General features: G+C 60.8%; 21 protein-coding genes. 14 read left to right on the top strand and 7 right to left on the bottom strand.

What is annotated here, in order from left to right:
- Window positions 1-9 precede the first annotated feature (9 nt).
- Window positions 10-690 carry an orotate phosphoribosyltransferase gene (locus HDF16_RS04000; RefSeq protein ID WP_184213820.1) on the bottom strand — a complete coding sequence of 227 codons (681 nt, stop codon included), beginning with the start codon at window positions 688-690 and terminating at the stop codon, window positions 10-12.
- Between the two features lie 36 nt (window positions 691-726).
- Here HDF16_RS04000 and queG point away from each other — a divergent pair, with 36 nt between their 5' ends.
- From queG to HDF16_RS03965, 7 genes are all read left to right on the top strand, one after another.
- Entirely contained in the window at window positions 727-1,863 is a 1,137-nt protein-coding gene (gene queG, locus HDF16_RS03995) for a tRNA epoxyqueuosine(34) reductase QueG (protein WP_246408631.1), read from the top strand.
- Window positions 1,864-2,098: 235 nt separating this feature from the next.
- A complete protein-coding gene (locus HDF16_RS03990; RefSeq protein WP_184213819.1) occupies window positions 2,099-3,100 on the top strand; it encodes a YihY/virulence factor BrkB family protein in 1,002 nt (333 codons plus the stop codon).
- Between the two features lie 6 nt (window positions 3,101-3,106).
- A complete protein-coding gene (locus HDF16_RS03985) occupies window positions 3,107-5,302 on the top strand; it encodes a PP2C family protein-serine/threonine phosphatase (protein ID WP_184213818.1) in 2,196 nt (731 codons plus the stop codon).
- A 3-nt stretch (window positions 5,303-5,305) separates the two neighbouring features.
- Window positions 5,306-5,941 (top strand): FMN-binding negative transcriptional regulator, encoded by a 636-nt coding sequence (locus HDF16_RS03980; RefSeq protein WP_184213817.1) that lies wholly within the window; start codon window positions 5,306-5,308, stop codon window positions 5,939-5,941.
- Between the two features lie 3 nt (window positions 5,942-5,944).
- The gene (locus HDF16_RS03975) at window positions 5,945-6,358 is read left to right on the top strand and encodes a VOC family protein (RefSeq protein ID WP_184213816.1); all 414 of its coding nucleotides are present in this window, start codon (window positions 5,945-5,947) and stop codon (window positions 6,356-6,358) included.
- Between the two features lie 75 nt (window positions 6,359-6,433).
- Window positions 6,434-6,790, top strand: coding sequence for an ArsR/SmtB family transcription factor (locus HDF16_RS03970; protein WP_184213815.1), 357 nt, complete (start codon window positions 6,434-6,436; stop codon window positions 6,788-6,790).
- Entirely contained in the window at window positions 6,780-7,244 is a 465-nt protein-coding gene (locus HDF16_RS03965) for an SRPBCC family protein (protein WP_184213814.1), read from the top strand. Before HDF16_RS03970 ends, HDF16_RS03965 begins: the two co-directional genes overlap by 11 nt.
- Here HDF16_RS03965 and HDF16_RS03960 read toward each other — a convergent pair.
- The 4 genes from HDF16_RS03960 to HDF16_RS03945 all read right to left on the bottom strand — a co-directional run bounded on the left by HDF16_RS03960 (window position 7,241) and on the right by HDF16_RS03945 (window position 12,553).
- Window positions 7,241-8,524, bottom strand: coding sequence for a YncE family protein (locus HDF16_RS03960; RefSeq protein WP_348641231.1), 1,284 nt, complete (start codon window positions 8,522-8,524; stop codon window positions 7,241-7,243). The genes HDF16_RS03965 and HDF16_RS03960 overlap by 4 nt on opposite strands.
- Window positions 8,525-8,677: 153 nt before the next feature.
- Window positions 8,678-9,232 carry a hypothetical protein gene (locus tag HDF16_RS03955; protein ID WP_184213812.1) on the bottom strand — a complete coding sequence of 185 codons (555 nt, stop codon included), beginning with the start codon at window positions 9,230-9,232 and terminating at the stop codon, window positions 8,678-8,680.
- Between the two features lie 204 nt (window positions 9,233-9,436).
- Window positions 9,437-11,419 carry a PQQ-binding-like beta-propeller repeat protein gene (locus tag HDF16_RS03950; RefSeq protein ID WP_221312463.1) on the bottom strand — a complete coding sequence of 661 codons (1,983 nt, stop codon included), beginning with the start codon at window positions 11,417-11,419 and terminating at the stop codon, window positions 9,437-9,439.
- Window positions 11,420-11,758: 339 nt separating this feature from the next.
- Window positions 11,759-12,553, bottom strand: coding sequence for an enoyl-CoA hydratase/isomerase family protein (locus HDF16_RS03945; RefSeq protein WP_184213811.1), 795 nt, complete (start codon window positions 12,551-12,553; stop codon window positions 11,759-11,761).
- 78 nt (window positions 12,554-12,631) lie between these two features.
- On the opposite strand from HDF16_RS03945, the gene ribH reads away from it, so the two are divergent.
- Both ribH and nusB read left to right on the top strand, forming a co-directional pair.
- Complete coding sequence (gene ribH, locus HDF16_RS31160) at window positions 12,632-13,498, top strand: 6,7-dimethyl-8-ribityllumazine synthase (protein WP_184213810.1); 867 nt, start codon at window positions 12,632-12,634, stop codon at window positions 13,496-13,498.
- Window positions 13,498-13,920, top strand: a complete 423-nt coding sequence (gene nusB / locus HDF16_RS03935) for a transcription antitermination factor NusB (protein ID WP_184213809.1) — start codon at window positions 13,498-13,500, stop codon at window positions 13,918-13,920. Before ribH ends, nusB begins: the two co-directional genes overlap by 1 nt.
- Before the next feature lie 115 nt (window positions 13,921-14,035).
- Here nusB and HDF16_RS03930 read toward each other — a convergent pair whose 3' ends face one another.
- Window positions 14,036-16,528: a hypothetical protein gene (locus HDF16_RS03930; RefSeq protein WP_184213808.1), complete on the bottom strand. Its 2,493-nt coding sequence runs from the start codon at window positions 16,526-16,528 to the stop codon at window positions 14,036-14,038.
- A 184-nt stretch (window positions 16,529-16,712) separates the two neighbouring features.
- On the bottom strand, window positions 16,713-18,827 hold the full coding sequence (locus tag HDF16_RS03925; protein ID WP_184213807.1) for a S9 family peptidase: 2,115 nt from the start codon (window positions 18,825-18,827) through the stop codon (window positions 16,713-16,715).
- 127 nt (window positions 18,828-18,954) lie between these two features.
- Here HDF16_RS03925 and HDF16_RS03920 point away from each other — a divergent pair, with 127 nt between their 5' ends.
- From HDF16_RS03920 to tuf, 5 genes are all read left to right on the top strand, one after another.
- Window positions 18,955-20,547, top strand: a complete 1,593-nt coding sequence (locus tag HDF16_RS03920) for a hypothetical protein (RefSeq protein WP_184213806.1) — start codon at window positions 18,955-18,957, stop codon at window positions 20,545-20,547.
- A 556-nt stretch (window positions 20,548-21,103) separates the two neighbouring features.
- A complete protein-coding gene (gene rpsL, locus HDF16_RS03915) occupies window positions 21,104-21,490 on the top strand; it encodes a 30S ribosomal protein S12 (RefSeq protein ID WP_174336420.1) in 387 nt (128 codons plus the stop codon).
- Window positions 21,491-21,565: 75 nt separating this feature from the next.
- The gene (rpsG, locus tag HDF16_RS03910; RefSeq protein ID WP_089842869.1) at window positions 21,566-22,036 is read left to right on the top strand and encodes a 30S ribosomal protein S7; all 471 of its coding nucleotides are present in this window, start codon (window positions 21,566-21,568) and stop codon (window positions 22,034-22,036) included.
- A 113-nt stretch (window positions 22,037-22,149) separates the two neighbouring features.
- Complete coding sequence (fusA, locus tag HDF16_RS03905) at window positions 22,150-24,246, top strand: elongation factor G (protein ID WP_184213805.1); 2,097 nt, start codon at window positions 22,150-22,152, stop codon at window positions 24,244-24,246.
- A gap of 73 nt (window positions 24,247-24,319) precedes the next feature.
- Window positions 24,320-25,507, top strand: coding sequence for an elongation factor Tu (gene tuf, locus HDF16_RS03900; protein WP_184213804.1), 1,188 nt, complete (start codon window positions 24,320-24,322; stop codon window positions 25,505-25,507).
- Window positions 25,508-25,640 lie beyond the last annotated feature (133 nt).

The raw sequence follows: 25,640 nt of genomic DNA, 5'->3' as shown, positions 1-25,640 counted from the left end.
GTATTTAGTTTATCGCGACGCGGGCAAAGCGAGATGCGCTTTGCGGACGTCGTTTGCGGTGAAGGCGGCGAGGAAGGGCGCGCCTTCGGCGGCGGCTTCGATCCTGGCGCGGCCACCTTGTTCGCGGTCGACCAGGCAGAGGACGCCGGCGACGATCATGCCGGCTTCGCGGGCGGCTTCGATAGCGGTGATGGTGGATCCTCCGGTGGTGCAGACGTCGTCGACAATGACGACTTGAGCGCCGGGCTTGAGGAAACCCTCTATTTTGCGTCCAGTTCCGTGGGTCTTTTCGGATTTGCGGACGAGGAAGCCGTGGATGAGGGTGGGCTCGGGGCCGGGGTCTTCTTCGGATGGGAAGTCGGGGTCGTCGGCCATGGCGAGGGAGAGTTCGAGGATCTCGCGGTGGTCGGCGAGGGCCCAGGCGCTGGCGCTGGCGATGTTCGAAACGAGGGGGTCGGCACCCATGGTGAGGCCGCCCACGGCTTCGATAGCGTAAGCGTTGGGGATGTATTCGCGGATCATCTCGTAGAGAACGAGGCCGGAGAGGCGGCCGCCTTCGGCGTGGAGGGTCGTGACGCGGCAGTCGATGTAGTAGTCGCTCTTGGCTCCGCTGGCGAGAGTGAAGTCGCCGAGCTTGAAGGAGTGGGTGGCGATAAGGTCGAGCAGGGCGGAGCGGGTGTCGGTTGGCATGGCTAGACTATTTTAGCGGTAGAGGGTCTTACGGCCATGGTTGGCGAAGAACGATGGACAGCGGAGATGGAGGCGGAGGTCCGTGAGGCTGCGCTTGGGGCTGGGTTTCATCTCTTCGGGGTTGCGGGAGCGGATGCCGGAGAGGCTGAGGGTGAACGATTTGCGGCCTGGGTGGAGGCGGGGCGCGCGGGGGAGATGGAGTACCTGAAGCGGCGGGATGAAGACGGGGTGTTGCTGCGTGAGGGGGTGAAGGTGGCCATTCCGTGGGCGCGATCAGTGGTCGTCTGTGCGCTGAACTATGGGTCGGAGGAGGCGCTTTCGGTGGAGGAGGCTCCGGAAGGCGCCGGGTGGATCGGAAGGTATGCGTGGTCGGGTAGTAGGGAGAAGGGAGAAGGGCCTGCGGAGCTGGTGGCTACGGACTATCACCTGGAGATGCTGACGAGGCTAAGGGTGGTGGAGGCGACGATTCGCAGTCGCGTGGCGTGTGAGACGCGGTGTTATGTGGATACGGGGCCGATCGTGGAGCGAAGTCTGGCGGCGCGGGCGGGCGTTGGATGGGTGGGGAAGAATACGTGTGTGATCAACCAGGGGATGGGGTCGTGGCTGCTGCTGGGGGTGGTGATTACTTCGCTGGAGGTAGGTGGGGCGGTGGCGCAGATTGCCGCGGCTGACCGGTGTGGAAGTTGTACTCGGTGTATTGAGGCTTGTCCTACGGATGCGCTGGTGGCTCCGCAAGAGATGGACGCTTCGCGATGTATTGCTTATCTGACCATTGAGAAGAAGGGGGCTATCGCTGAGGAGCTGCGCGAGGGGATGGGCCGGCAGGTGTTTGGGTGCGATATCTGCCAGGATGTTTGTCCCTGGAACAAGAGATCAGGGAAAGCTGTGGTGGGCGTGACTGAGGGGATGGAGGTGAGGCGGGAGCTGGTGAATCCCTCTTTGGCGTGGCTGGGTTCTCTGGATAATAAGGAGTTTAAGCGGTGGTTCAAGGGGTCTCCGCTGGAGCGGACAGGAAGGAAACGGCTGATGCGGAATGTGGCGATTGCGATGGGGAATAGTGGTTTAGGGGAGTTTGGCCCGAAGCTTGCCGAATGGGCGGAGGGGGAGGATGAGGTGCTGGCGGAGGCTGCTCGGTGGGCCTTGGAAAGGCAGGGTGTAGTGGGTAGCGTGTAGGGTGTAGGGACAGGGATCGAGCGTGTTAACCGAAAGGTTCGGAGAGCTTGGGCGTCTATGGGTTCGTCGCGGTCCTTCGCTTCGCTCAGGATGACGGCAAGATCAAGAGCAGAAGCAGATCCTCCGCTTCGCGAAGGATGACAATTGCTGGTGCCGACGGATGACAAACGATAGTGCCAGAAATGACAAGGGTTTGTTTGTTGGGTGATCTAAAGATATGCCATCGATTTTGCCTATGAAGACGGGGGAGCCTGAGGAGCGGCGGCGCGGTGCGGAGGTGATCGTGCCTGAGCGGGTGCGTCCTGAACTGCAGACCAGCGTAGCGAAAAATGAGGCAGCGAAGGGTTCCGATGGAGAGAAAGAGCCGGAGCCGATTGAAACTTTGCGGCCAAAGGTTCCCGGTGGGGCGGGCTCGCAGATAGTGGCGCTGGCGAAGTATATGGCGGGGACCGAGGTGCATACCTATGCCTTCAGCGTGGCGGCGAATGTGATCCTGTCCCTGTTTCCATTCATAGTGCTGTTGCTGACCATCACGCGGCAGGTCTTCCACTCGACTGCGATGGAGAGCGTCGTGGGGGATATGATGCGGAGTTTTCTGCCAGTAGGACAGGACTTTATCGTCCGAAATATGCAGATACTCGCGCATCCGCGGAAGGGTACACAAGTCTTTTCGCTGGTGATGCTGCTGGTGACGTCTACCGGCGTGTTCCTGCCGCTGGAGGTGGCGCTGAATAACGTCTGGGGAGTGACGAAGAACCGGAACTATCTGCACAACCAGGCGGTATCGCTGGGGCTGGCGTTTGCGGTGGGCGCGCTCTCGATGATCTCGGTTGCGCTGTCGGCGGGGCAGCAGTCGGTGGTGAGATTTGTGTTCTTCGGGCATACGGACAATGTGGTGTTCCGGTTTGTGGCGGGGTCGTTTCTCCATTTGGTGGGCGGGGTGGTGAGCATCCTGCTGTTCTTCCTGATCTATTGGGCGCTGCCAAACCGGCAGGTGCCAGCGCGGGCGGTGCTTCCGACGGCGATCGTGGTGGGGCTGGCGTGGGAGGGAGCGAAGGTTTTGTATATCCTGGCGCTGCCGTGGCTGGACTTCCAGTCGGTGTATGGGCCGTTTTATATCTCGGTGGGACTGATGATGTGGGCGTTCCTGTCGGGTCTGCTGCTGCTGGCGGGGGCGCATTTTTCGGCGACTCGATATACTCTGGCGCTGGCGCGTGAAGCCGAGCGGGAGGGGTAGTAGGGGATGACGATGGAACCGCTGAAGCGGTTGATGGACAGGCTCAAGCGACCTCCGAGGGGATTGGAGGGCGCGGCTTTCTGGATGGCCGTTCAGTTCTTTGTGCTGGGGCTGTTCCGACTGGGCAACAGCGAGTGGAACGGGCTGTTCGCGGTGTTGCAGGTACTGACGGCGATCACGTTCTTTGGCGTGGGGATACCGCTGGCGCTGCGGTTCATCCGGGCTCGACTGCTGTGGAGTCTGCGGCGAAGGCTGGTGCTTACGTATCTGCTGTTTGGGCTGACGCCGGTGGTGCTGGGCGTGACGCTGGTGAGCGTGTTCGGGTACTTTGCGGCGGGTCAGTTTGCGATTCACCTGGTGGATTCTCGCCTATTGGCCGGGCGTGACCGGCTGGCAGGGCAGAACGGCAACCGATTTGGGCGGATGCTGCAGGCGGCCGGTCTGCAGCCGGGTGGCGTGAAGGGACAGGACCTGGTGGCGTCGCTGCCGGATGACAATACCGGAAGCTCGCTGGACGAGATGCGGGCGACGCTGTTGCATCGGCAGAGCAGGCTGTTTCTGGATGGGGTGATGGTCGGCGTGAGCCAGAACTCGGCGGACGCCAGTTCGGTGCGAACTCCGCTGGGGCTGCCGCCGTGGGCAGCGACGCTGCCGGACGGGCGGTTTGCCGGGCTGGTGCTAGATGGAAACGAACTCTACCTGGTGGCGATCAACCAGGAGAAGATGGCGGACAACCGCGTTCTGAGCCTGCTCACGAGCGTGGAAGTGGACGAACACTTGATGGAGTTGGTGGCCGAGGGGCTGGGACGGGCGGAACTGTTTGCGGTATCGACGAGTCCTACGCCGACCGCCGAGACGCCTGAAGGGCAAGTAAAGCGAAAAGAGCAGTCGACGAGGCGGGGTCGGCCGGATTCGGTTTCGGGCGGTGCTGCTCCGCCTCCGCTCAATGTGGCTGACATCCAGGTGCGGTTTCTGTCTACGCTTCGATTGACGAACTGGGACACGGGTGCCGTAGACAGCATCCCGATCCGGGTGGATTCGCGGCCATCGCTGCTCTACGGGCAGTTGTTTGGTGGATCGCTCGCCGGGGTGATTACGAGTGCGTACCGGATCGCGCTGATTGTGCTGATCGTCGTGTTCGCTCTGCTTGAGTTGCTTGCGCTCTACCTAGCAGTGAGGCTGGGGCGGACGATTACCGGGTCTGTGGCGGATTTGTATGATGCGACGCAGAGCATTGACCGGGGAGATTTCAGCCACCGGATCAAAGTGAAGGGCGTCGATCAGTTGTCGGAGCTGGGGCGGTCGTTCAATGCGATGACGGGGTCGTTGCAGCGGCTGTTAGTGGAGCAGAAGGAGAAGGAACGGCTGCAAAATGAGCTGTCGATTGCGCAGGAGGTGCAGGCGAACCTGTTTCCTCATGCCGATTGTGACTTGGCGAATCTGCAGCTGCATGGGGTTTGCAGGCCGGCGCGGTCGGTGAGCGGGGACTACTACGACTTCATCCTGTTCCACAGCGAGGCGAATCTGACGGGCAAGCTGCGGACGGAGAGCGGCGTGGGGATTGCGCTGGGGGACATTAGCGGCAAAGGGATCTCGGCGGCATTGCTGATGGCGACTCTGCACTCGGCGGTGCGGGCCTACCGGTTTGCGAGCGAGGAAGTGCTGTACGCGAAGGATGCGGTCTCGGGGCTGACGGTGAGTCGCGAAGAAGTGGGTGAGGATGCGGGGGAGCTGTTCCAGTCGCCGGGTAGGATTTTGTCGCTGCTGAACCGGCATCTTTATCGCAGCACGCAGCCGGAGAAGTACGCGACGCTGTTTCTTGCGCACTATGACGCGCGGACCTCGTGGATGACGTACTCGAATGCGGGGCAGTTGCCTCCGTTGGTCCTGAGCCGGGATGGGAGCATTCGGAGGCTGGACAAGGGTGGGACCGTGGTCGGGCTGATGGATGGGATGAGCTACGAGGAGGACGGCTTCCAGATGTCGAGCGGGGACATTATGGTGGCGTATTCGGATGGAGTGACGGAGCCGGAGAACGACTTTGGAGACTTTGGCGAGGACCGCTTGATGGAGGTGGTGGCGCGATATCGTGATGAGCCACTGCACGTGATCTCGGCACAGGTGATGCTGGCGCTGGACGCGTGGATCGGGGCGGACGAGCAGCCGGACGACATTACGCTGGTGCTGGCGCGGCAGGTGTAGAGGTTGTATATTCCGAAGGCAAATGAGGAGACGCGGCTGCCAGTGCTGCAGGCGATGATGCGGGCGCATCCGCTGGCGGCGGTGGTGACGATGGGTGCCGGTGGCCTGATAGCTTCGCATATTCCGCTGGTGTGCGAGGACGCCGAGGGCGCGGAGTTTGGGGTGCTGAAGGGGCATGTTTCGCGAGCCAACTCGCAGTGGAGGGACCTGGCAGAGGGTGTGGATGCGCTGGTGATCTTTGCTGGGGCTCAGCATTACATCTCGGCGGGTTGGTACCCAGGCAAGGCAGAGGATGGTAAGGAAGTTCCGACGTGGAACTATGTGACCGTTCATGCCTACGGGCCGCTGCGGGTGGTCGAGGATGCGGCGTGGATGTTGGCACACCTCACGAGTCTGACGGACACGCATGAAGCGTCGTCGGAGGTGCCGTGGAAGGTGGGGGATGCTCCGGCGGAGTTTATCGCGACAATGATGAAGGGGATTGTCGGGTTCGAGCTGCCGATTCGGAGGCTTGAAGGGAAGTGGAAGGTGAGCCAGAATCGAAGTGAACGGGACCGGCTGGCGGTGGCGGATGCGCTTGAGGGGATTGGGTCTCCGGAGAGCCTGAGGATGAAGGAGTTGGTGGGGCGAGGAGAGTAGCCGATGGCGATTCAGGTTGAGGGGATGGTGCCTTTGCTGGTGGTCTTCGATGTGCCGACCGCAGTGGCGTTCTATCGGGATGTGATCGGGTTCGAGGTGGTGAATACGTCGAAGCCGTTCAGCGATGCGAAGGACGATTTTGGGTGGGCGATGCTGCGGCTGGGCGAGGTGAAGTTGATGCTCAACAACGCCTACGAGAATAATGTCCGGCCCGCGTTACCGGAAGCTTTGCGAGTGATCTGGCATAAGGATGTGATTCTTTACTTTGCCTGTCCGGATGTGGATGGGGCGTATGAGTATCTTCGGATGCGGGGAGTTGTGGTGAAGGAACCGTCAATCGCTTATTACGGGATGAAGCAATTGAACGTTACCGATCCGGATGGGTACCGTTTGTGCTTTCAGTGGACAGTAGAGTAGGAAACCAGCTTTAGCTGGGTTATAGCGGTTGGGTATTTTTCAATTTTTTATTTCACCAAATAGTTAATTAACGATATGGTGAATCTTGTGAAAAGCCTTGATACTACCTTTTCCGCTCTCTCGCACCCCGTACGCAGGAAGGTGTTGGCCCGACTGCGCAGAGGTGAAGCTCCAGTGAAGGAACTGGTGGAGTCGATCGCGATCAGCGGGCCTGCGTTGACCAAGCATCTGCAGATATTGGAGAGGGCGGGGCTGATTACACGGGGCCGCGATGCTCAGCGGAGGCCCTGCCGGCTCTGCGTGAAACCGATGCGGGAGATTGATGCGTGGATGGAGAGTTACCGGGAGATGTGGGAAGAGAGTTTCGACCGGCTGGAAGTACACCTGAAAGCGAAGCAGGAAAAGCAAAGGAGCGGTAAAGATGGCAAATGAGTATGACGACGTCTTGCGACGGGAGATTGTAACGACGCGGGTCTTTGATGCTCCCCGCGCGATGGTGTTCGAGGCGTGGACCGATCCGGAGCAACTGAAGGTGTGGTGGGGGCCGAGAGGGTTCTCGAACACGTTTCACGAGTTCGAGATGAAGCCCGGCGGAACGTGGCGGTTCACGATGCACGGGCCGAACGGGACGAACTACGAGAACGAGTGCCGGATTGTGGAGATCACTCCTCCGGAACGGATCGTGATCGAGCATGTGTCGCCGCCGAAGTTTCGGCTTACAGCGATTTTTGATGAGCTTGGAACGAAGACGAAGTTGACATTCCGGCAGTTGTTCGAGTCCCCGGAGGTCTACGGGCAGATCAAGCGGCTTGCCGGGCAGGGCAACGAGGACAACCTGGACCGGTTGGCGAACTTTCTTGCGGAGTTGAAGACGAAGAAGTGCTAGTTCTTAGCTGTGATGGCTTTGACTACGATGGCATTGGGCGAGGCCCCCGCTGGCAGGATGGTGAAGAGATTGGGGCCTAGCTTGCCGAGGGTGCGAATGACGGCTACGTCGCCGGAGTGCGCGTCGGCGGCGAGGAGGAGATGCTCGTCGGCGGAGAAGGCTAGGAAGTCTGGCGATGAGCCGGTGCGGAGGCTGCTGACGAGCTTGCCGTCATCGATGCTGTAGAGCGAGAGGGAGTCGGCGCCGAAGTTCGAGACCCAGAGGGCGGAGTTATCGGCGGTGACCAGGCCGTGGACGGGCTTGTTGCCGATGGGATAAGTGCCGCCAACCTCATTGGTGTAAGTGGAGATCTCGGAGATGGAGCCGGAGGCGAAGTTGGAGGAGAAGATCTCGCCGCCGTCGGGCTTCATCGCGAGATGGACGGGGGTTTCTCCGACGTCCAAGAAGGCGAGGACGGAGTCGTTCATGAGCGATGGATTCTGTTTCGCGGGCCAGGAGTCGGGTGCGGCGGCGAGGTTGATGGACATGACCTGGTGGCCTCCGGAGCAGGCGATAAACGCTTTAGAGGAGTCGGGAAGGATGACCGCGTCGGTGGCTCCGGGGCAGTGATCGAAGGAAGCTCGGAAGTGCAACGGCTGGGGTTGCTGCTTTGCGGGAGCGTTCGGATCGAGGGCCGGGGTGGGATCGACGGCAAAGATGGAGACGCTGTTGCTGGCGCGGTTGGTGACGATGAGCGAGCGCATGTCGGGCGCGATGCGGGCCAGGCCGGGGGACTCTCCGGTGCCGGCTACGGCGATCTCGCGTCGGAGGTCGAGGTCAATGACGGAGACGTTGTTGGAGGCGGAGTTTGCGACGTAGGCGCGGCGGCCGGCGGGGTCGACGGAGATGAAGTAGGGCTGACGGTGCAGACCTATGGTGTAGACGACCTTGTTGGTGCCGGCGTCGATGATGGTGATGGAGCCGTTGCCGTTTTGGGGTCCGGAGTTGACGACATAGACCTCGTTCTTGACGGGGTTCACTGCCATACCGGACGGGTTCGCGCCGACCTGAAGTGTGCGATCGGGGCGAAGGTAGACGAGGTCGAGGACGGAGACGGTGTTGGCTCCGCCGTTCGAGACATAGGCGAACTCCCGGTAGCCGGAGGGGACGTCGGGGAAGTCGGAGCGGCGGCAGGCGGTGAGGCTACTGAGCAGGGCGGCGGCTGCGAACGCGGCGGTGAACTTCGGGAGATGGGTGGTGTTGGAGTGCACTTCTAGGAGTGTAAAGGGTGGGAGTGTCACAGATGCGCGGTCGGGATTTCGAGGAGTCTAACGTGGAGCTGTAAGGCCAAAGTCTTGGCCTACCTAAAAGCCAAGGCGGTCGAGCTTCGCTCGACCGCCCACCCTAACGACGATACGGCCGTCGCGAAGATGGGGCACCCAGTTTGGGTGGAGTTATTTGACTGGGTTGCCGGATTCGTTCCACTCGTAGACGACGATGCCGAGGTCATTTAGGAGCTGCATGGCGGTCTCCATGTTGCGACGGACTTCAGGGCGGGCTTTGGCGGGGGTGTCGTGGGCCTCTTCAAGGGCGACGACACGGCCGTAGGGCCACGCGGTCCGGGGGACGGCGTTGAGCGCGCCAGGGAGGTCGGAGGTGCGGATGTTGAGGTCTTGGCGGCGGGCTCCGACGGGACGTAGGATGCCGCCTACGCCGAGGTCGCTGGTGTTGGCGTCGGCGACCGTGACGTGGAGGGTGAGCATGTTGGCTTGGACGGTGAGGTAGGGGTTCTCCCACGAGGTGAGAGCGTGGACGGCCATGTACCGCGATTTCGAGGGCGGAGGGATGAGGTCGAGCTGCTGGCGGATGAGCTCGGCCTGCGCCAGCTTTTCGGAGGCGTTGACGCGGGCGTCGGAGTCAGGGACGACGGCGGAACGGTTGCAGCCGGCAAGAGCCGTCAGCGCGAGACAGAGGATGGCGGGGCGGATGAAGGGCACGAGGATAAGCATATCAAGGGGGGGCGCCGTGGCTTTGACGTGAGAACCGAAGGATAAGGTTTGGGCCGTCCCACTCATCGCGATAAAACTGCGATGAAGGGGGCACAGAGAAGGGGGCACAGAGTAACGATCAATGCGGGGGGGGCTCGCTACTTCCCCTTCGACAAGCTCAGGGGCCGGTCGAGATGACGAGTCTGCGAGGGGGGTCGGTTTGGACTAAGGGTTGAGGAGGCCGAAGACGGCTACTGCTTTCTGGGTGCCGACGTAGACGCGGCCGTTGGCGATCATGGGAGTGATGAACTTGTTCCCGTTGCCAAAGGCGTCGCGGCTGCTTGCGGCATGGTTGCTGTTGTAGAGCTCGGTGGCGAGGTTGGAGGCGTCGTAGGCGTGGAGGACACCGGCGGAGTTCGGCGAGCTTTCGACGGCCCAGACGATGCCGCTCCTGGTGCCGTTGGCGGAGACGGCGGGTGTGGTGCCGGGATAAGGGAAGGTAACTGCGGAGATGCTGGACGGCGCAGTGGCTAAGAGGGCGTTAGCGACGGGGAAGGCGCGGAGATTGTCGCCGCGGCCACCGTAGTAGAGGGTGTTGTTGAAGAAGGCTGGGCCTGACCACGCGCCACTGGCGACGCCGTTGGGAATCTGCTGGTAGAGATTCGAGTTGTCAGGCGATGAGAGATTGATCTTGCCCATATCGTCGCGGTCGGCGAGATAGATGTTGCCATCTTTTCCGGCTCCGACTACGAGATGGCGGGTTTTGCCGGCGCTGTCCCGCATGTCGGGCAGGAGCATGGCTCCGCCGGAGCCGAGGTCCTGGTCGATGTCGGATTCGGCGGTGGTGTTCCAAGGTTCGAAGTAGTCAACGACGGCTAACTTGGGGGTGGTGGCGATCTTCAGCAGGGCGTTGCCGAAGTCCGACCTGCTGGGGAAGCCGTCGGGTGTGTATCCGGGGTCGAAGGTGCCGTTGGCGTCGAGTAGATAGATGCTGGAGGCGTCGGCGGCGAGGCCGAAACCGCTCATCCAGACGGCTCCGTCGCTGCCGTTGGGGGTGAGGTTGAGGACGCTCGATTGCTGGAGGGTGGTCTCGTTATAGCCGATGACCCAGCCGGTGTAGGGGGCGATGTCGCAGTGGCTGGTCCAGGTGGTGTAGAGGTTGCCGTTGAGCAGGAGGAGGCCGACGCGTTCGGCGTACTGGCCGGGGTCGAAGGTGAGGGTGCCGTTGGAGCTTCCGTCACCGGTGCCGGGATAGGTTGCGGCGATCTCTGTTGGGCTGCCGGAGAGCTCCGTGCCGGTGACGAGGTCGAGGGCGTGGAGGCGCTGGTGATACTTGCCGGCGTTGTCCTTCGACATGCCGACAACGAAGATTGTGCCGCTGGGGCCGAGGGCACGGTCGATGACAGGCGTGGCGGTGATGCCGATCTCAGGCGCGATCTGATTGCAGCTATGGATGTCGCTGGTGGTCTCGCCGGAGCCGAGGATCGAGGTCTTCCATAGTTGGGCGCCGTTGGTGGCGTCGAGGGCGTAGACGGAGTCATGCTCGGTCGCGACGTAGAGGACGTTCGCGGTGGCGCTGGATGTGACCTTCAGATCACTTACTAGAAGGGGTTGAGCGTCTACCTTGCCATCGACGGGAAAGAGGCCAAGGAGGCCGAAGGTGGTGGAGTTGACGTTGGCCGGGGTGAGCGTGGTCTCCTGCGCGTTGAGGCCATCGCGGGCGTTGTCGTAGTGGTAGGTGGTGACGTCGATGCCGATGGCGACGGGGGGCGGTGTGGTTGCCAGGGCGGCGACGGTGAGAGCGAGCGCGGCGGTGTGTTTCAAGGTGCCGGAGGTTCCGGTGAGTGTGACGTTGGCGGTGCCGGTGGCGGCCTGCGCGGAGGCCTGCAGGGTAACACTCTGCTCGGTGCCGGAAGTGAGCGAGATGGAGGCAGGGGAGGCAGTGACGCCGTTCGGGAGGCCATCCATGGCGAGAGCTACGGAGCCGGAGAAGCTGCCGGTTCCTGAGGCGCGGATGGAGACTGTGGCTCCGGATGCGCCGGTGCTGAGGGTGAGCGCGGCGGGGGTGACGGTGAGGCTGAAGTCGGGGGTGGAGGTCTGCAGGGCCGGGGAAGTGGTGCCGGCGCCGCAGCCGATGAGGCACATGGCGAGGCTCAGGACGATAGCCCCGGGGAAGAACGCTTGAGATGTTGTTTGTTGGGTCGTCATCGGGCCCTTTTGTGTCTTTGTTCAGCTTATGGGTCTGATGCAGGTTTGGATTGAATTGTGGGTATGGGGAGGGGACTGGATGCAGAAATGGGAAGGACAGTTGGGGAGGTGGCGTTGCAGAAGATTTTGTGGCCAAAAGGTTCGGAAGGTATGGGGTGGGTAGCGGTATCGGGTCTTCGACTCCGTCTGGCGCGACGATGCTGCGTCAGACTTCGCTCAGGATGACGGATTTGTGGTGCACCCGGCAGCAGGGGCGGTCCCACTCATCGCGATGAGACTGCGATGAATGGGGCACAGAGTTTGAAATGGGGCGGTTCGGTAATGGTGCGAGCGCGGGTTTTAGTGGCCGTGCCATCGGGGTGTGCGTTTTTCGAGGAAGGCGGCGGTGCCTTCGGTTTTGTCGTGGGAGTTGCAGAGTTCGCCGAAGATCTCGGCCTCGACGCGGAGGGCGTCGTGAAGTTCCAAATGGCTGCCGCGGCGGACGGCCTCCAGCGATCCGGTGATGGAGAGCGGGGCAGCCGACGCGATCTGGGTGGCCAGGGCGTGGCCGACGGCGAGCAGGTCGGCGGCGGGGTGAACCTCATCGACCAGGCCGATGCGGAGGGCTTCAGAGGCGTCGATGGTGTCGCCGGTGAGGATGAGGCGGAGGGCGCGGGATTGTCCGATGAGGCGCGGAAGGCGCTGCGTGCCTCCGTATCCGGGCATGATGCCGAGCTTGATCTCGGGTTGGCCGAGCTTGGCGGTGTCGGCGGCGAGGCGCATGGTGCAGGCGAGGGCGAGTTCGCAGCCGCCGCCTAGGGCGAAGCCGTTGATGAGGGCGATGACGGGCTTGCCGCAGTTTTCGATGAGGGCGAAGACAGTCTGGCCGCGGAGGGCGAGTTGCTCGCCGGTGGGGGAGTTTGGGGCGGTGCCGGCCAGGGCCAGTTCGTTGATGTCGGCACCAGCGGCGAACGCGCGATCGCCGGAGCCGGTGATCAGGACGACGCGGATGGAGGAGTTCTCGGTGATTTGAACGAAGAGCTCTTCGAGTTCGTCGAGAACCTTCGCGTTGAGGGCGTTGAGGACCTTCGAGCGATTCAGGGTGACGGTGGCGACGTGATGCTGGCAGTCGTAGAGCAGGGTTTCAAAGTGCATGGTGGTCTCCCTTGGAGACGGTAGTCCGGGACGGTCGAGTGTGCAAGTGGCGGACGTTCAGGCGGGTACAATGAAGGGATGATCAAGGGAATTACGTTGGTGCAGGCAGTTGGATCCGAAGAGGCGTTCGGCAAGCTGGGTGGCTTGTTCGCGGCGCTGGGATTCGAGCCGGGTAAGGGTTGGGAAGACAAGGACGGCAAGGGAGCTGCGTTTCTCGCTCCGGTGGGGAACATTGAGCTGGTGGCCGGTCGGGCGCCGGGCGTTCCGAAGCTGCTGGTCGAAGTGACGCAGCTGGATTCCGTGCGGGCGGCGATCCATGCGTGGATGCTTTCGAACTTCCGCAGCGAGGATGTTGCGGTGAAGTTGAGTGAAGCGAAGTCGACGCATTGGAACTCGCGGCTGGTGACGGTCGATCTGGGCGATGGTCTGGAGGCTGGATTCTGGGAGTCGGAGAATCCGCTGCATGGCAAGCCGGTGGCGATTGAAGGCGATCTTTCGGCGGCTGGCATGCGGTTCGCGATTGTGACAGCGAGGTGGAACGCCGTGATCACGGACCGGCTGCTGCAGGGATCGCTCGATGGGCTGACACGCAGTGGCGCGAAGATGGCGGACATTGAGATGGTGCGGGTGCCGGGTGCTTGGGAGATTCCTTCGGCTGCGCGGACCTTAGCTGAGACGAAGAGCTTCGACGCGATCATCACGCTGGGATGCTTGTTGCGTGGAGAGACGGCGCACTACGAGGCGATCTACACCGAGGTGGCGCGGGGGATTGGGCAGGCGCAGCAGGAGACGGGCGTGCCCCATGCGTTCGGTGTACTGACGTGCGAGACGCTGGAACAAGCGCTCGATCGCGCTGGCGTGAAGGCTGGGAATAAGGGATTTGAAGCGGCGATTGCCGCGATCGAGATGGTGTCGATCCAGCGGAAGATTGCGGGGCAAGCATAGTGGGGACTCGACGTAAGTCTCGTGAACTGACGATGCAGATGTTGTTCCAGGGCGATCTTGGGAAGCAGACGCCGGAAGAGGTACGAAAGCTGTTCTGGCCATCGCGCGACGATGTGGATGAAGAGACGCGCGGGTTCGCCGAGGACCTGCATCGGGTGGCTACGTCGCGACAGGCGGAGATCGACAAGATCATCGAGGACCACTCGCAGAACTGGCGGATTGAGCGGATGCCAGTGGTGGATCGCAATCTGCTACGGACGGCGATCGCGGAGATGCTGGCGTATCCGAACACGCCGGGGCCGATCATCATCAATGAGTCGCTGGAGGTTGCGAAGCGGTATGCTGCGCCGGAGTCGATTCACTTTCTAAATGGCGTGCTGGACGCGATCGCTCGGGATCTGTTGAAGGCGCGACTTTCATAGAGGCAGGGTATAGGGGATAGGATTTTGAGTGTAGAACGGCAATAGCAAAAGCCCCTCGCGAGAGGGGCTTTGCTATTGTCTGTTTCGGTCCGTATGGTTTCGCTACATCCTGCTTTTAGGTCGTCTTACGGGGCTTCTGTACGAGCAGGTTGGGGACGGCGAAGGTGCCGGCTGCTCCGGTCGCGCTGGGCAGGTTGGGGGCAATCGTCTTGGTGTCTTCGCATGTTGTCGTGCCAATGGCCGCGGGGTCTGTACATCCTGTGGTGCTGATCAGGTGGACGAGCGCATCGCCTGAGGTGCCGACGTAGAGCGTGGTGTTGTCTGCGCTGATGGTTCCTCCAACGGGAGCGATGGCAGGGGTTGTGAGCGGAATCGTGTAGTAGTGTCCTGGTATGGCGACGCCCGAGGTATTGCCGCCTGAGCCGAAGGTGGGCGGAACGTAGAAGGGCAGGAGACCGCTGGTGCCCGTGTAGGTAACGAAGGCCACCTTCGAGTCCGAGGTGGGAAGGACGCCGGTGATGGCGGTGGGCACGATGCCGGTGAGCGGGATGGGAGCTACCAGGCTTGAGAAGGTGAGGCCGTTGCCGTTGGTGGGGCAGGTGATGCCGCCCGAGGCAGTGAGCGATCCCGGGCCGTTGGTTGTGGCGGCGACGGGAGCGAGGTTGACCTGGATGTCGTTGAGGGTCGCTGCCGCTGCGTTGGCGCCGAGGATGTGGAAGCCGTCGTTGGTGGCGGCGAGACGGTCGGTGAGAGCGGCGACAGAGTCGGCCGTGGGGTAGAAGGTGTTGGTGACAGCGGGCGGAGCGACGGTGGTGTCCGTGACCGTCGCTGGGCAGTAGCCCCGTGCAGTCGTGACTGGACCAGAGAAGTAGGCGCCGACTGCAGGGACGGTCACGGCGACGTCATTGACGGCGGTGCCGCCAGCGGTTGCTGGCGAGAGCTGCTTCCATCCGCTGAAGGTGGAGTGGACCAGTATCTGGTTGCCTGCGGCGATGTAGACAGTCTGCGAGTCCGGACTCCATGCGGCATGGGTTCCTACGCCACCGTAGGTGGTGGAGATGGCGCCGCTGGAGTTATAGAGATAGATCTGCTGGCGGACCGGGTCGCTGATGACGACGGTGCTGTTATCGGGCGATACCGAGAGGACGACGCCGTGAACGGTGGTGTCCTGCCTGGAGACGGCGAGCGTGCTGGAGTTGACGACCATGAGCTCGGTATCGCTGCCCATGTAGATGTTGGTGAGGTCGTTGCTGATGGCGATGGAGTTGGGAACGAACGGCAGGCGGACGGGAGCGCCAAGCTGGGTCTGCGTGAAGTCTACGGGGACGATGTATTGTGAGTCGGTGCTGGCCACGTAGAGGACGGTGCTGTTGGTTCCCGGGGTTGTGATGCCTATGGCCTTCGAGGTGACGGCCTTCCCGTTGCCGAAGACACCAAGTTCGCTCTGCGGCGCGGTGTTGCAGGTGGGCGGTTGGCAGATGGCGGTGATGGCGGCCTGTCCGGGGAACGTAGGCGTCACAGTGCCGTTCGAGGAGGCAGGAATGGTGATGGGGGTGGTCGAGACGTACTCTAATGCCAGGCCGGTCATCGGATTGTTATTGGTGTCGGTGACAGTGGCCGAGATGGGCTGGGTGTTGTTCTGATTGACGATGATGTTGGTGGTGCCGGTGGTGCTGCCCGGATAGCTGAGGGCGATGTCCGCGGGCGGGCAGGTGGAGAAGAACCCTGCAGAGCTTCCGGTGAGAGCGACGGTTGCGGTGACGATGGTGGCACCGGGCTGCTCGGCGGTGGCAAGGCCGTTCTGGTCGATGGTGACGATGCCGGCCGATTGCGCGGCGTAGGTGATGTGGCCGACCTGGCAGCTGACGTTTACGCGGTTGGTGCCGGTTCCGGCGTAGACGCGCGCTGCGAGCTGGGCGATCTTGGTCTGAGAGACGCAGCTTTTCTGATCGTAGGCCGTAACCGGGGGATTGGGCTGCACGATGGTGGAGTAGGCACAGCAGCCGTTCGCATAGGCGACCGGGCAAGCGACGGCGGAGGTCGTGGAGCTGTCGGCGTTGGTGGCGGCTGGGCTGCAGTTGGTCGCGGGGTCATCTCCCGCGCAGCCTGCGGCGTCTGATGGCGCGCCGAGAACCACGCTCGTCACGACGGGGTGTACGTAGACGGGGATCGGGTTGCTGGTAACGCCGTTGGCGGTCGCGGTGACGTAGGCGACGCCGGTCTTACCGGTGGAGGTGCAGGTGGTGTAGTCGGGAACGCCGCCGCCGGAGTTGCGGTTCCAGGTGCCGCCGCATAGTCTGCCCGAGGTGGGCTGAATGTCGAGCAGCGTGCGGGTGGTGTCGCTGGAGGCGTAGTTATAGCTTGCGGAGCCGACGCTGGCGTTCTTGCAGTCGGTGCCGGACGGAGAGGACGTCTGGGAGATCTCACCCTGATTGATGGAGATGCCGATAATCTGGGGTCCAAGAACGATCTTGGTCACCTGTCCGACGGATACGCCGGAGTCGCCAGAGCAGTACGTGATGGCTGTTTTCTTGCCGCAGCCATTGATGGAGATGCCAAAAGGGATGGCGAAAAATAATAGAGCAACTACCGAGACAAACCGACGCATTGAACCTCCCCGTCCAACCGGAACCCTAGCTGAACGGTGCTACCGCAGACGCTGAATTACCGAGACTTCAGTGTAAAGGAAAACGGTGTACAGGGGATAGACGGGGCCATGCAGAGAAAAGGGAGAAGGGAAAAATGAAAAGGGTGAAATGCGTGGTTGGTTGTTCCCTTCTCCCTTTCTCTTCTCACTGCTTTTCCGGCATTTCGGTGGCGAACCAATTGAGCATCCGTTCATCGCGGTCGCGGGTGTGGGCTGGGTCGACGAAGTGGTGGCCTTCGTTGGGGTAGACGACAAGCTGGGTTTTGACGCCTTCGGCGCGTAGGGCGTGCCAGAACTCGAAGCTTTGAGGGGCGGGGCACTCGCCATCGCGATCGCCGACGAGGATGAGGGTGGGTGTCTTGACGTTCTTGATGTACTCGATGGCGGAGCTCTTGGCGTAGACGGCGGGGTCGTCGTAGACGGTTGCGCCGAAGAAGGGCGTCATCCACTGGTCGATGGAGTTCTGGCCGTAATAGCTCTTCCAGTCGGAGATGCCGGCGCCGGCGACGGCGGCCTTGAAGCGATTGGTCTGGGTAACGCCGAACATGGTCATGAAGCCGCCGTAGCTCCAGCCGGTGAGGCCTTCGCGGTTCTTGTCGATGGAGTATTTGGCTTCGAGGACGTCCATACCTTTGAGCACGTCGCGGAGATCGCCGTAACCGAAGTCCTTAACGTTGGCCTGGGTGAAGCGCTCGCCCTGGCCATAGCTGCCGCGTGGGTTGGGCGAGAAGACGAAGTAGCCCATGGCGGAGAAGAGCGCTCCGCCACCGGCCCAGGAGTTGCCGAGGGCAGCGGATGGGCCGCCATGAACCTCTACGAGGAGTGGGTACTTCTTTGCGGGGTTGTAGTCGGCGGGATAGAGGAGCCAGCCCTGGACATTGAAGTCGTCGTTCTTCCACTCGATGGATTCGCTCTTGCCCCAGACGGGCTTGATGCCGTCGTTGAGGTGGGTGATCTGTTTGACGGAGCCGAAGGGGCCGGCGTAGATCTCCGGTGGCATATCGAAGGAGCTACGGATGTAGGCGATGGATTGACTGTCAGCCGATAACGAAACGCGCATGGAGAGGCCGCCGGCGCGGAGAGTCTCGGGCCGGTTGAGGTCGTATTGAGCGATGTCTTTTTGCGAGGCGATGTCGTAGGCGAAGAGGTGGGTGTTGCCCTTCGCCATCTCGGAGACACCGAGGGTGTCGGAGTTGACCCAGGAGAACCAGGCGGGGGTGGCTTCGCGGTTGGGGGTGATGTCTTTTGGCTCGCCACCCTTGCTGGAGACGAGGTAGATGTCTCCGCCGGTGGAGCCCTGGTCGGACATGATGCCGCCGATAAAGGCGATCTGAGAGCCGTCGGGGGAGAAGCGGGGGACGGCGATCTGGAGACCGTGGAGTGGGCCGGGGATGGTGGCGGGGTCGAGGATGACCTTTGCTCCAAACTCCATCGTGTCCATGACGTGCTCACCATCTGGAATGCGACCGTTTCCATCCTGCACCACGCCTGCAACGTACAGCTTTGCGACCCACCAGTTGTTTTCGCCTGGCGGGTTGGCCGCGATGAAAGCGATGAAGCGGGAGTCCGGGGACCAATCGAACTCGTAAACGTGGAGATTGGCAGAGTCTTTCGGGCTCAAGAAGCTGAAATGACTGCTTGCGACATCGACAGCGGCGACGCGCTGGATCTCAATACCGTCTTCGCCGATGACGCCGGACCAGGGCTTCATGGCGGCGAGGGCTCCGGCGGAGCGGGTGGCGTTTTCGACGAAGAGAAAGGCGATGGACTTGCCGTCGGGCGAGAAGGCGAGGGATTGGACGTTGCCGGTGAGATGGGTGAGTTGCTTGAACTTGCTAGTGGATTTGGTCCAGAGGAAGATCTGCTCCTGGCCTGCCTTCTCAGATTTTGGAGTGCAACTTGACGTTAACGCGAGGGCGGTACCGTCTGGCGACCAGACCGGTGCCTCGCTGGCGCAGTCTTCACGGCCCTCGATCTTCAGGACGGTGTCTTTGGCGGGGTCGGCAACCGGGGTGATGTGGAGCTGGGTGCCTTCCGAGCGGTTGAGTGTCCAGGCTACGGTTGCGCCGTCTGGGGAGAGCGCGACGTAGGTCGGAGACTTCGAGGCGTGCATGGCCTCGGTGATCTTTTCGAGACGTGGGTCATGGGTCTTGAGGGACTGCATGGGGGCGGGATTGCCGCTTTGGGCAAAGGCAGTGGCAGCGATGACCAGGGCGAGGGCGAAGACGGCGGAGTGCGGGTAGGAGCGGCGTGCGGACATGAGGGAAAGGCTAGCATGCGCCGCTCAAGATATTCCGGGAGTCTCTGTTGCATGTGTTATAAAGGCGCCCTCCCTGCACGGCACGACCCGGACGCGTTCAAAGAGCTTCATGCGATGAGGTGCCATAGTGACTTTTGCCCGGCCGGAGCGTATTTCGGGGCCAGCGGCCCTTTGCGGTCTGACTTATGTGGGGCTGTTCCTAGCCCTCGCCAGCGTCCTACGGAATCATTTCGGTTTTCCTCTCGATGACTCGTGGATTCACCAGGTCATCGCGAGAAATCTGGTGGAGTACCACAAACTCGGATTTCTTCCAGATAAGGCGACCTCGGGAACCACAAGTCCGCTCTGGTCCGGCGTCCTGGCGCTCGGATTGATGCTGCTGCCCAAGGTGTCGCCAGTGCTCTTGTGTGCTTCGATGGGCGCGTTACTGCTTGGAGGCATCGGCTATTGCCTCAAAAAACTCTCGGAAGAAGATGGGCTTCCGTCCATTGAATCGTGGTGCATTGCAGCGGCACCTGCCCTGAGCGGTAATTTTCTGTGGTTTGGACTAATCGGGATGGAGCACCTGCTCTTCATTCTTCTCTCGGTCCTGCTAATTATGACCTGGGCGCGGACGCCCGCGGGACGCGGACGCGGGGACCAGGTGATGCTGTTGATGATCTCCTTGTTGATTGTGCCGACTCGGCCGGAGGGCATTGTCCTCGTTTTTCTCCTTTTGCCTGCGCTGCGTCTCTTCCGGCGGACGTTGAAGGATTACTGCTTTGTAGCGGCGGGGGGATTGGCCGGCGGCTTCGCGTCTGTCTGGATCAGCTGGATGACCTCGGGCCGGCTAAAGCCGGCGACGATGGCGGGGCGGCAGTTGCTTGCTTACGGTCGCCTTGGGTACTTGGCTCAGTGCGGGTACCAGCTTTTGAAGTCCTGGAATTACATGGAACTCGGCAGTCTGACTCGTCGGTATGGCCCAACGGCGGCTGCGCTTCCGTTATTCATCGTCGCCTTGATTCTCGCGCTGGGAATCCGCCGGCTCTTCGTCCTGAGGGCTTACAGGTTCCTATTTCTTTGCGGATGGGGCGGAACGATCGGTGTGCTTTATCTCTTGGAGTTACCGACGCCGGGACACGGCGGTCGCTATATTGCTGTTCTGTTGATGGCTTGCTATTCGTGCCTATTGCTAGGCATCAGCCGGATCGTCTCGGTTTTTGGTGGGCAACGCGTTCTCTACCGGACAGGATTGGCTTTTGCGGCGTTGGTCTGGGTCGGCATATCGATCCCAATATGGAGGGTGGCTGCGGCGGCTGACATTGACCAGATCAACTCGGAGCACGGTGAGATGGGACGCTGGGCGATGGCAAACCTGCCGCCCGAATCCTTTCTAAGTCCGAAGGTGGCGATTTTCGACATCGGTGAGATTGGCTATGAGGTGAGGGGCGACCTGGTCGACCTGGGTGGGCTTGTTGACGCTGGGTTCATCTCCCATATCGTCCAGCACACAACCGGAACGTATCTGAAGCAGCGCGGAGTGAACTATGTGATCCTCGCGGGTGCCACTGGGGGTGACGCGACTTCGCTGGCCAACCGTCTTTCCCTAACGCCACAGTACGGGGTGAATCTCACATTTTTGCATGGCGTGTGCGCTGATCCGATGACGGCCCACATAGGTCTTTTGACGAGCTACACCGCCTATCCCTGCCAAAATGTCTACCGCGTGGCCTATCAGTAGCAAGAAGTCAGCATAATTTCTCGCAACCAGGGCAAATTCCACCAGAATTATTGACTCCGACGGTACGGCTTGATATTGTTAGAAGGTTCCGCGAGTATCCGGAGCGCGCTGCAGGGTAACCAGCGGCGATGTGGGCGGAAAGACTGCCCAGAGACAAGCGCGATCTGTGCGGCGATAGTCGACAGAATCTGCCCTTCGTTTACAATGGATACAAGAGATTCACCCCGGCAAGGTTTGCGTAAGCAGACTAATGTTCGGGGCCTATCGCAATCGTGCCTGTGACACCCTCCACCCTGGATGGGCTATACGGGCCGGGACAGCGAAACGGAGCCGGCCCTTCGGGTTTTTGTTGAGGGCGCTCGGTCACCGTCGACTGTTTTCGTCTGGTTTGTTGTACCGATGTACAGGCGTGAAGCAGGGAAGATCTTCGTAAGAGACGCATCAGCGTTCTCATTTTTTCGCGTGTGCGCGCAAATGCGCCGCCGAAGAGCGAAGCCCTCACCCTTCTGCGCGTCTGAAAACAAGTTTTGTTTCACGGTTTTTCGAAGGAGCTTCAGTGCCTACGTTCCATCAGCTTGTCAAGCAAGGCCGCACGCCGACACGTTATAAGACCGCCAGCCCCGCTCTGCAGGGTTCGCCCCAGCGCCGTGGCGTCTGCACCCGTGTGTACACGCAGACCCCGAAGAAGCCGAACTCGGCTCTCCGCAAGGTTGCGCGTGTCCGCCTCACCAACGGAATTGAAGTTACGACCTACATCCCGGGCATTGGTCACAACCTGCAGGAGCACTCGATTGTGCTGATCCGCGGCGGCCGTGTGAAGGACCTGCCGGGTGTTCGCTACCACGTTGTGCGTGGAACGCTGGACTCGGTTGGCGTGGCGAATCGGAAGCAGAGCCGCTCGAAGTACGGCGCGAAGCGTCCGAAGGCTGCTGCCGGTAAGTAGTTCGACTTTTAGATGAAGTGACAACAGGTTCAGGTCTTGAGAAGTCAACGGCCCTGAAGGAAGAAGAGAAGAGCAATGCCAAGAAAAGGCTACATCGCGAAGCGTGAAGTTTCACCGGACCCGGTTTATAACTCGACCCTAGTGACGAAGTTTGTGAACAGCATGATGTGGGGCGGCAAGAAGTCGACCGCGCAGGGCATCTTCTACACCGCCATGACGAACCTCGAGCAGAAGGGTGGCGACGAGGCTCTGAAGCTGTTCAAGAAGGCGATTGAGAACTGCAAGCCTCTTCTGGAAGTAAAGTCCCGCCGTGTTGGTGGAGCGAACTACCAGGTGCCAATCGAAGTTCTGCCGGAGCGCCGTACCTCTCTCGCGATCCGCTGGCTGGTGACATATGGCCGCGCTCGTGGCGAAAAGGGCATGGTCGATAAGTTGACCGCCGAGTTGCTCGATGCCGCGAATGGCCGTGGCGCCGCGATGAAGAAGAAGGAAGACGTTCATCGTATGGCTGAAGCGAATAAGGCGTTCGCTCACTATCGCTGGTAGTTCGTAGGGAATAGGGATAAGGGAGCAGGGAATAGAAGAGCATTCCCGCTCCCGCAAGTTTGGGTTCAATGTAAGTAACCGCGGATGGAAGTCCGCAGAGTGAGAGATAGAACGTGGCACGCACTACACCTCTGAATCGTTGCCGGAATATCGGAATCATGGCGCACATCGACGCCGGCAAGACGACGACGACCGAGCGCATTCTCTTCTATACGGGCATCACGCACCGTATTGGAGAAGTGCACGAAGGAACTGCGACCATGGACTGGATGGAGCAGGAGCAGGAGCGCGGCATTACCATCACTTCCGCTGCTACGACTTGCACCTGGAAGAACATCCTCATCAACATCATCGATACCCCGGGCCACGTGGACTTTACTGCTGAAGTCGAGCGCTCGCTTCGCGTGCTCGATGGCGCGGTAGCTTGCTTTGATGCAGTCGCCGGTGTGCAGCCTCAGTCGGAGACGGTGTGGCGGCAGGCGGACAAGTACAAGGTTCCCCGCATTTGCTTCATCAACAAGATGGACAAGGCCGGCGCGGATGCAGTGTATGCGACCTCGACGATCGTTGACCGTCTTGGAGCACGTGCGATTCCGATCAACATTCAGATTGGCGCAGAGGCGAAGTTCCTTGGCGTGATCGACCTGGTCACGATGAAGGCGATCCTTTGGCACGACGAGACGATGGGCGCGGAGTACTCGATTGAAGAGATTCCGGCTGCGCTGCTCGATACGGCGAAGGCTGCTCGCAATGTGCTGATTGAAGCGGTTGCTGACTCTGACGATCTGATCATGAGCAAGTACCTGGATGGCGAAGAGCCGACGCTTGATGAGCTGAAGGCTGGCATTCGCAAGGCGACGATCGCGATGAACATCTTCCCGGTGCTCTGCGGTTCGTCCTTCAAGAATAAGGGTGTGCAGACGCTGCTCGATGCAGTCGTTGACTACCTGCCAAGCCCGCTCGATATTCCTCCGATGATTGGTTCGAGCATCGACAATCCGGAAGAGAAGATCGTTCGCAAGGCTGATGATGCAGAGCCGTTTTCGGCGCTGGGCTTCAAGATCATGACCGACCCGTTCGTTGGGCAGTTGATCTTCATCCGTGTCTACTCGGGTGTTCTGAAGACGGGCGATTCGGTATTGAATCCTCGTACCGGAAAGACGGAGCGCATCGGCCGCCTGCTGAAGATGCATGCGAACAAGCGTGAAGAGATCACCGAGATCATGGCGGGCGATATCTGCGCGGCTGTCGGGTTGAAGAACCTGATCACCGGCGACACGATCTGCACCGACAAGGCACCGGTGGTGCTTGAGTCGATCGACTTCCCGAAGCCGGTTATCGAGGTTGCGGTAGAGCCGAAGACGAAGGCCGACCAGGAGAAGATGGGCATGGCCCTCGCCAAACTGGCGCAGGAAGATCCTACCTTCAACGTGCGTACGGACATCGATTCGGGCCAGACGATTATTGCTGGAATGGGCGAACTTCACCTCGAGATCATTGTCGACCGCATGATGCGCGAGTACAAAGTTGAGGCGAACGTTGGTAAGCCGCAGGTGAACTACCGCGAGACGATCCGTTCGAACGCCGATGCAGAGGGTAAGTACATTCGGCAGACGGGTGGTTCGGGTAACTACGGGCATTGCAAGATCCGCATCTCGCCGAACGAGCCGGGCAAGGGTTACGAGTTCACGAACGACACCAAGGGTGGAGCGATCCCGAAGGAATACGTGAAGCCGATCGACCAGGGCATCCAGGATGCAATGCTGCGCGGCATTCTGGCTGGGTACGAGATGGTCGACATCAAGGTCTCGCTATATGACGGCAGCTACCACGACGTCGACTCGAACGAAATGGCATTCAAGATCGCCGGATCGATGGCCTTCAAGGAAGCTGCTCGCAAGGCGAAGCCGGTTCTGCTTGAGCCGATCATGTCGGTCGAAGTGACGGTTCCTGAGGACTACATGGGAACGATCATCGGCGACTTGAACTCTCGCCGTGGCCGCATTGAAGGCATGGAGATGGTAGGCAATACGCAGGCGATTCGCGCCAGCGTGCCGCTGTCGACGATGTTCGGATACGCGACACACATGCGTGGAGCGACCCAGGGCCGCGCGAATTACTCGATGCAGTTCAAGCAGTATGAAGAAGCGCCTCGGTCGGTCTCGGAAGAGATCATCGCCAAGGTGGCAGGCAAGGACCCCGAACGGTAATCGTCCTTGCACGCCGGGCGATTTGAGATTGAGCCACTAACGATTTTGCAGTAAGAGATATACGGAGAGAATCATGGGTAAGGAAAAGTTTGACCGGTCTAAGCCTCACGTAAACATTGGAACGGTGGGTCACATTGACCACGGCAAAACGACGCTGACGGCGGCGATCACGAAGGTGTTGTCCAAGCACAACCCGCACAACGTCTTCCGTTCGTTCGACACGATCGACAACGCTCCTGAAGAGCGCGAGCGCGGTATCACGATCTCGACCTCGCACGTTGAGTACGAGACCCCGAACCGCCACTACGCTCACGTCGACTGCCCAGGCCACGCTGACTACATCAAGAATATGATCACCGGCGCGGCGCAGATGGACGGCGCAATTCTCGTTGTGGCGGCGACCGACGGCCCGATGCCCCAGACCAAGGAGCACGTGCTTCTTGCTCGCCAGGTTGGCGTTCCGTACATCGTCGTGTTCCTGAACAAGTGCGATGCGGTTGAGGATGAAGAGCTGATCGAGCTGGTCGAGATGGAAGTTCGCGAACTTCTTTCGAAGTACGAGTACCCCGGCGACGACACTCCGATCATTCGTGGTTCGGCTCTTGGTGCTCTCAATGGTGAAGCTCAGTGGGAAGCAAAGATCGACGAGCTGATGGAAGCTGTCGACAAGTACATTCCTCAGCCTGAGCGCGCTGTGGACCTTCCGTTCCTGATGCCGATCGAAGATATCTTCTCGATCTCGGGCCGTGGAACTGTGGTCACGGGTCGTATCGAGCGCGGCAAGATCAAGGTGGGCGAAGCCTGCTCGATCGTTGGCTTCCGCGATACGCAGCAGACGGTCTGCACCGGCGTCGAGATGTTCAAGAAGCAGCTCGATGAAGGTCTTGCGGGCGACAATGCTGGTCTGCTGCTCCGCGGCGTTGCGAAGGAAGATGTGGAGCGCGGCATGGTTCTGGCGAAGCCAGGATCGATTACGCCGCACACCGAGTTCAAGGGCGAGATCTATGTCTTGAGCAAGGAAGAAGGCGGACGTCATACTCCGTTCTTCAACGGCTACCGTCCCCAGTTCTATTTCCGGACCACGGACGTGACCGGATCGGCGAAGCTGCCGGAAGGTACGGAGATGGTGATGCCGGGCGATAACATCCAGCTCGAGATCACGCTGCACACGCCGGTCGCGATGGAGAAGGGTCTCCGCTTCGCGATTCGTGAAGGCGGACGCACCGTTGGTGCGGGTACGATCTCCGAGATCATCAAGTAAGAGCAGTGTGTAGGGGATAGGGTTCAGGGTGTAGGAGAGACCTGAATTGAGAGTAACGAGGGTTGCCGATTCAAGTAGAGGTTCTTGGCCGGCAACTACTCCAAACGATCTTTGGAATCAGAAAGAGTAATCA

Origin of the sequence: Granulicella aggregans, assembly GCF_014203275.1 — a bacterium.
Lineage (GTDB): Bacteria > Acidobacteriota > Terriglobia > Terriglobales > Acidobacteriaceae > Edaphobacter.
Note: the sequence above shows the minus strand (reverse complement) of the source record. Positions and strands in the feature narration are given on the sequence as shown.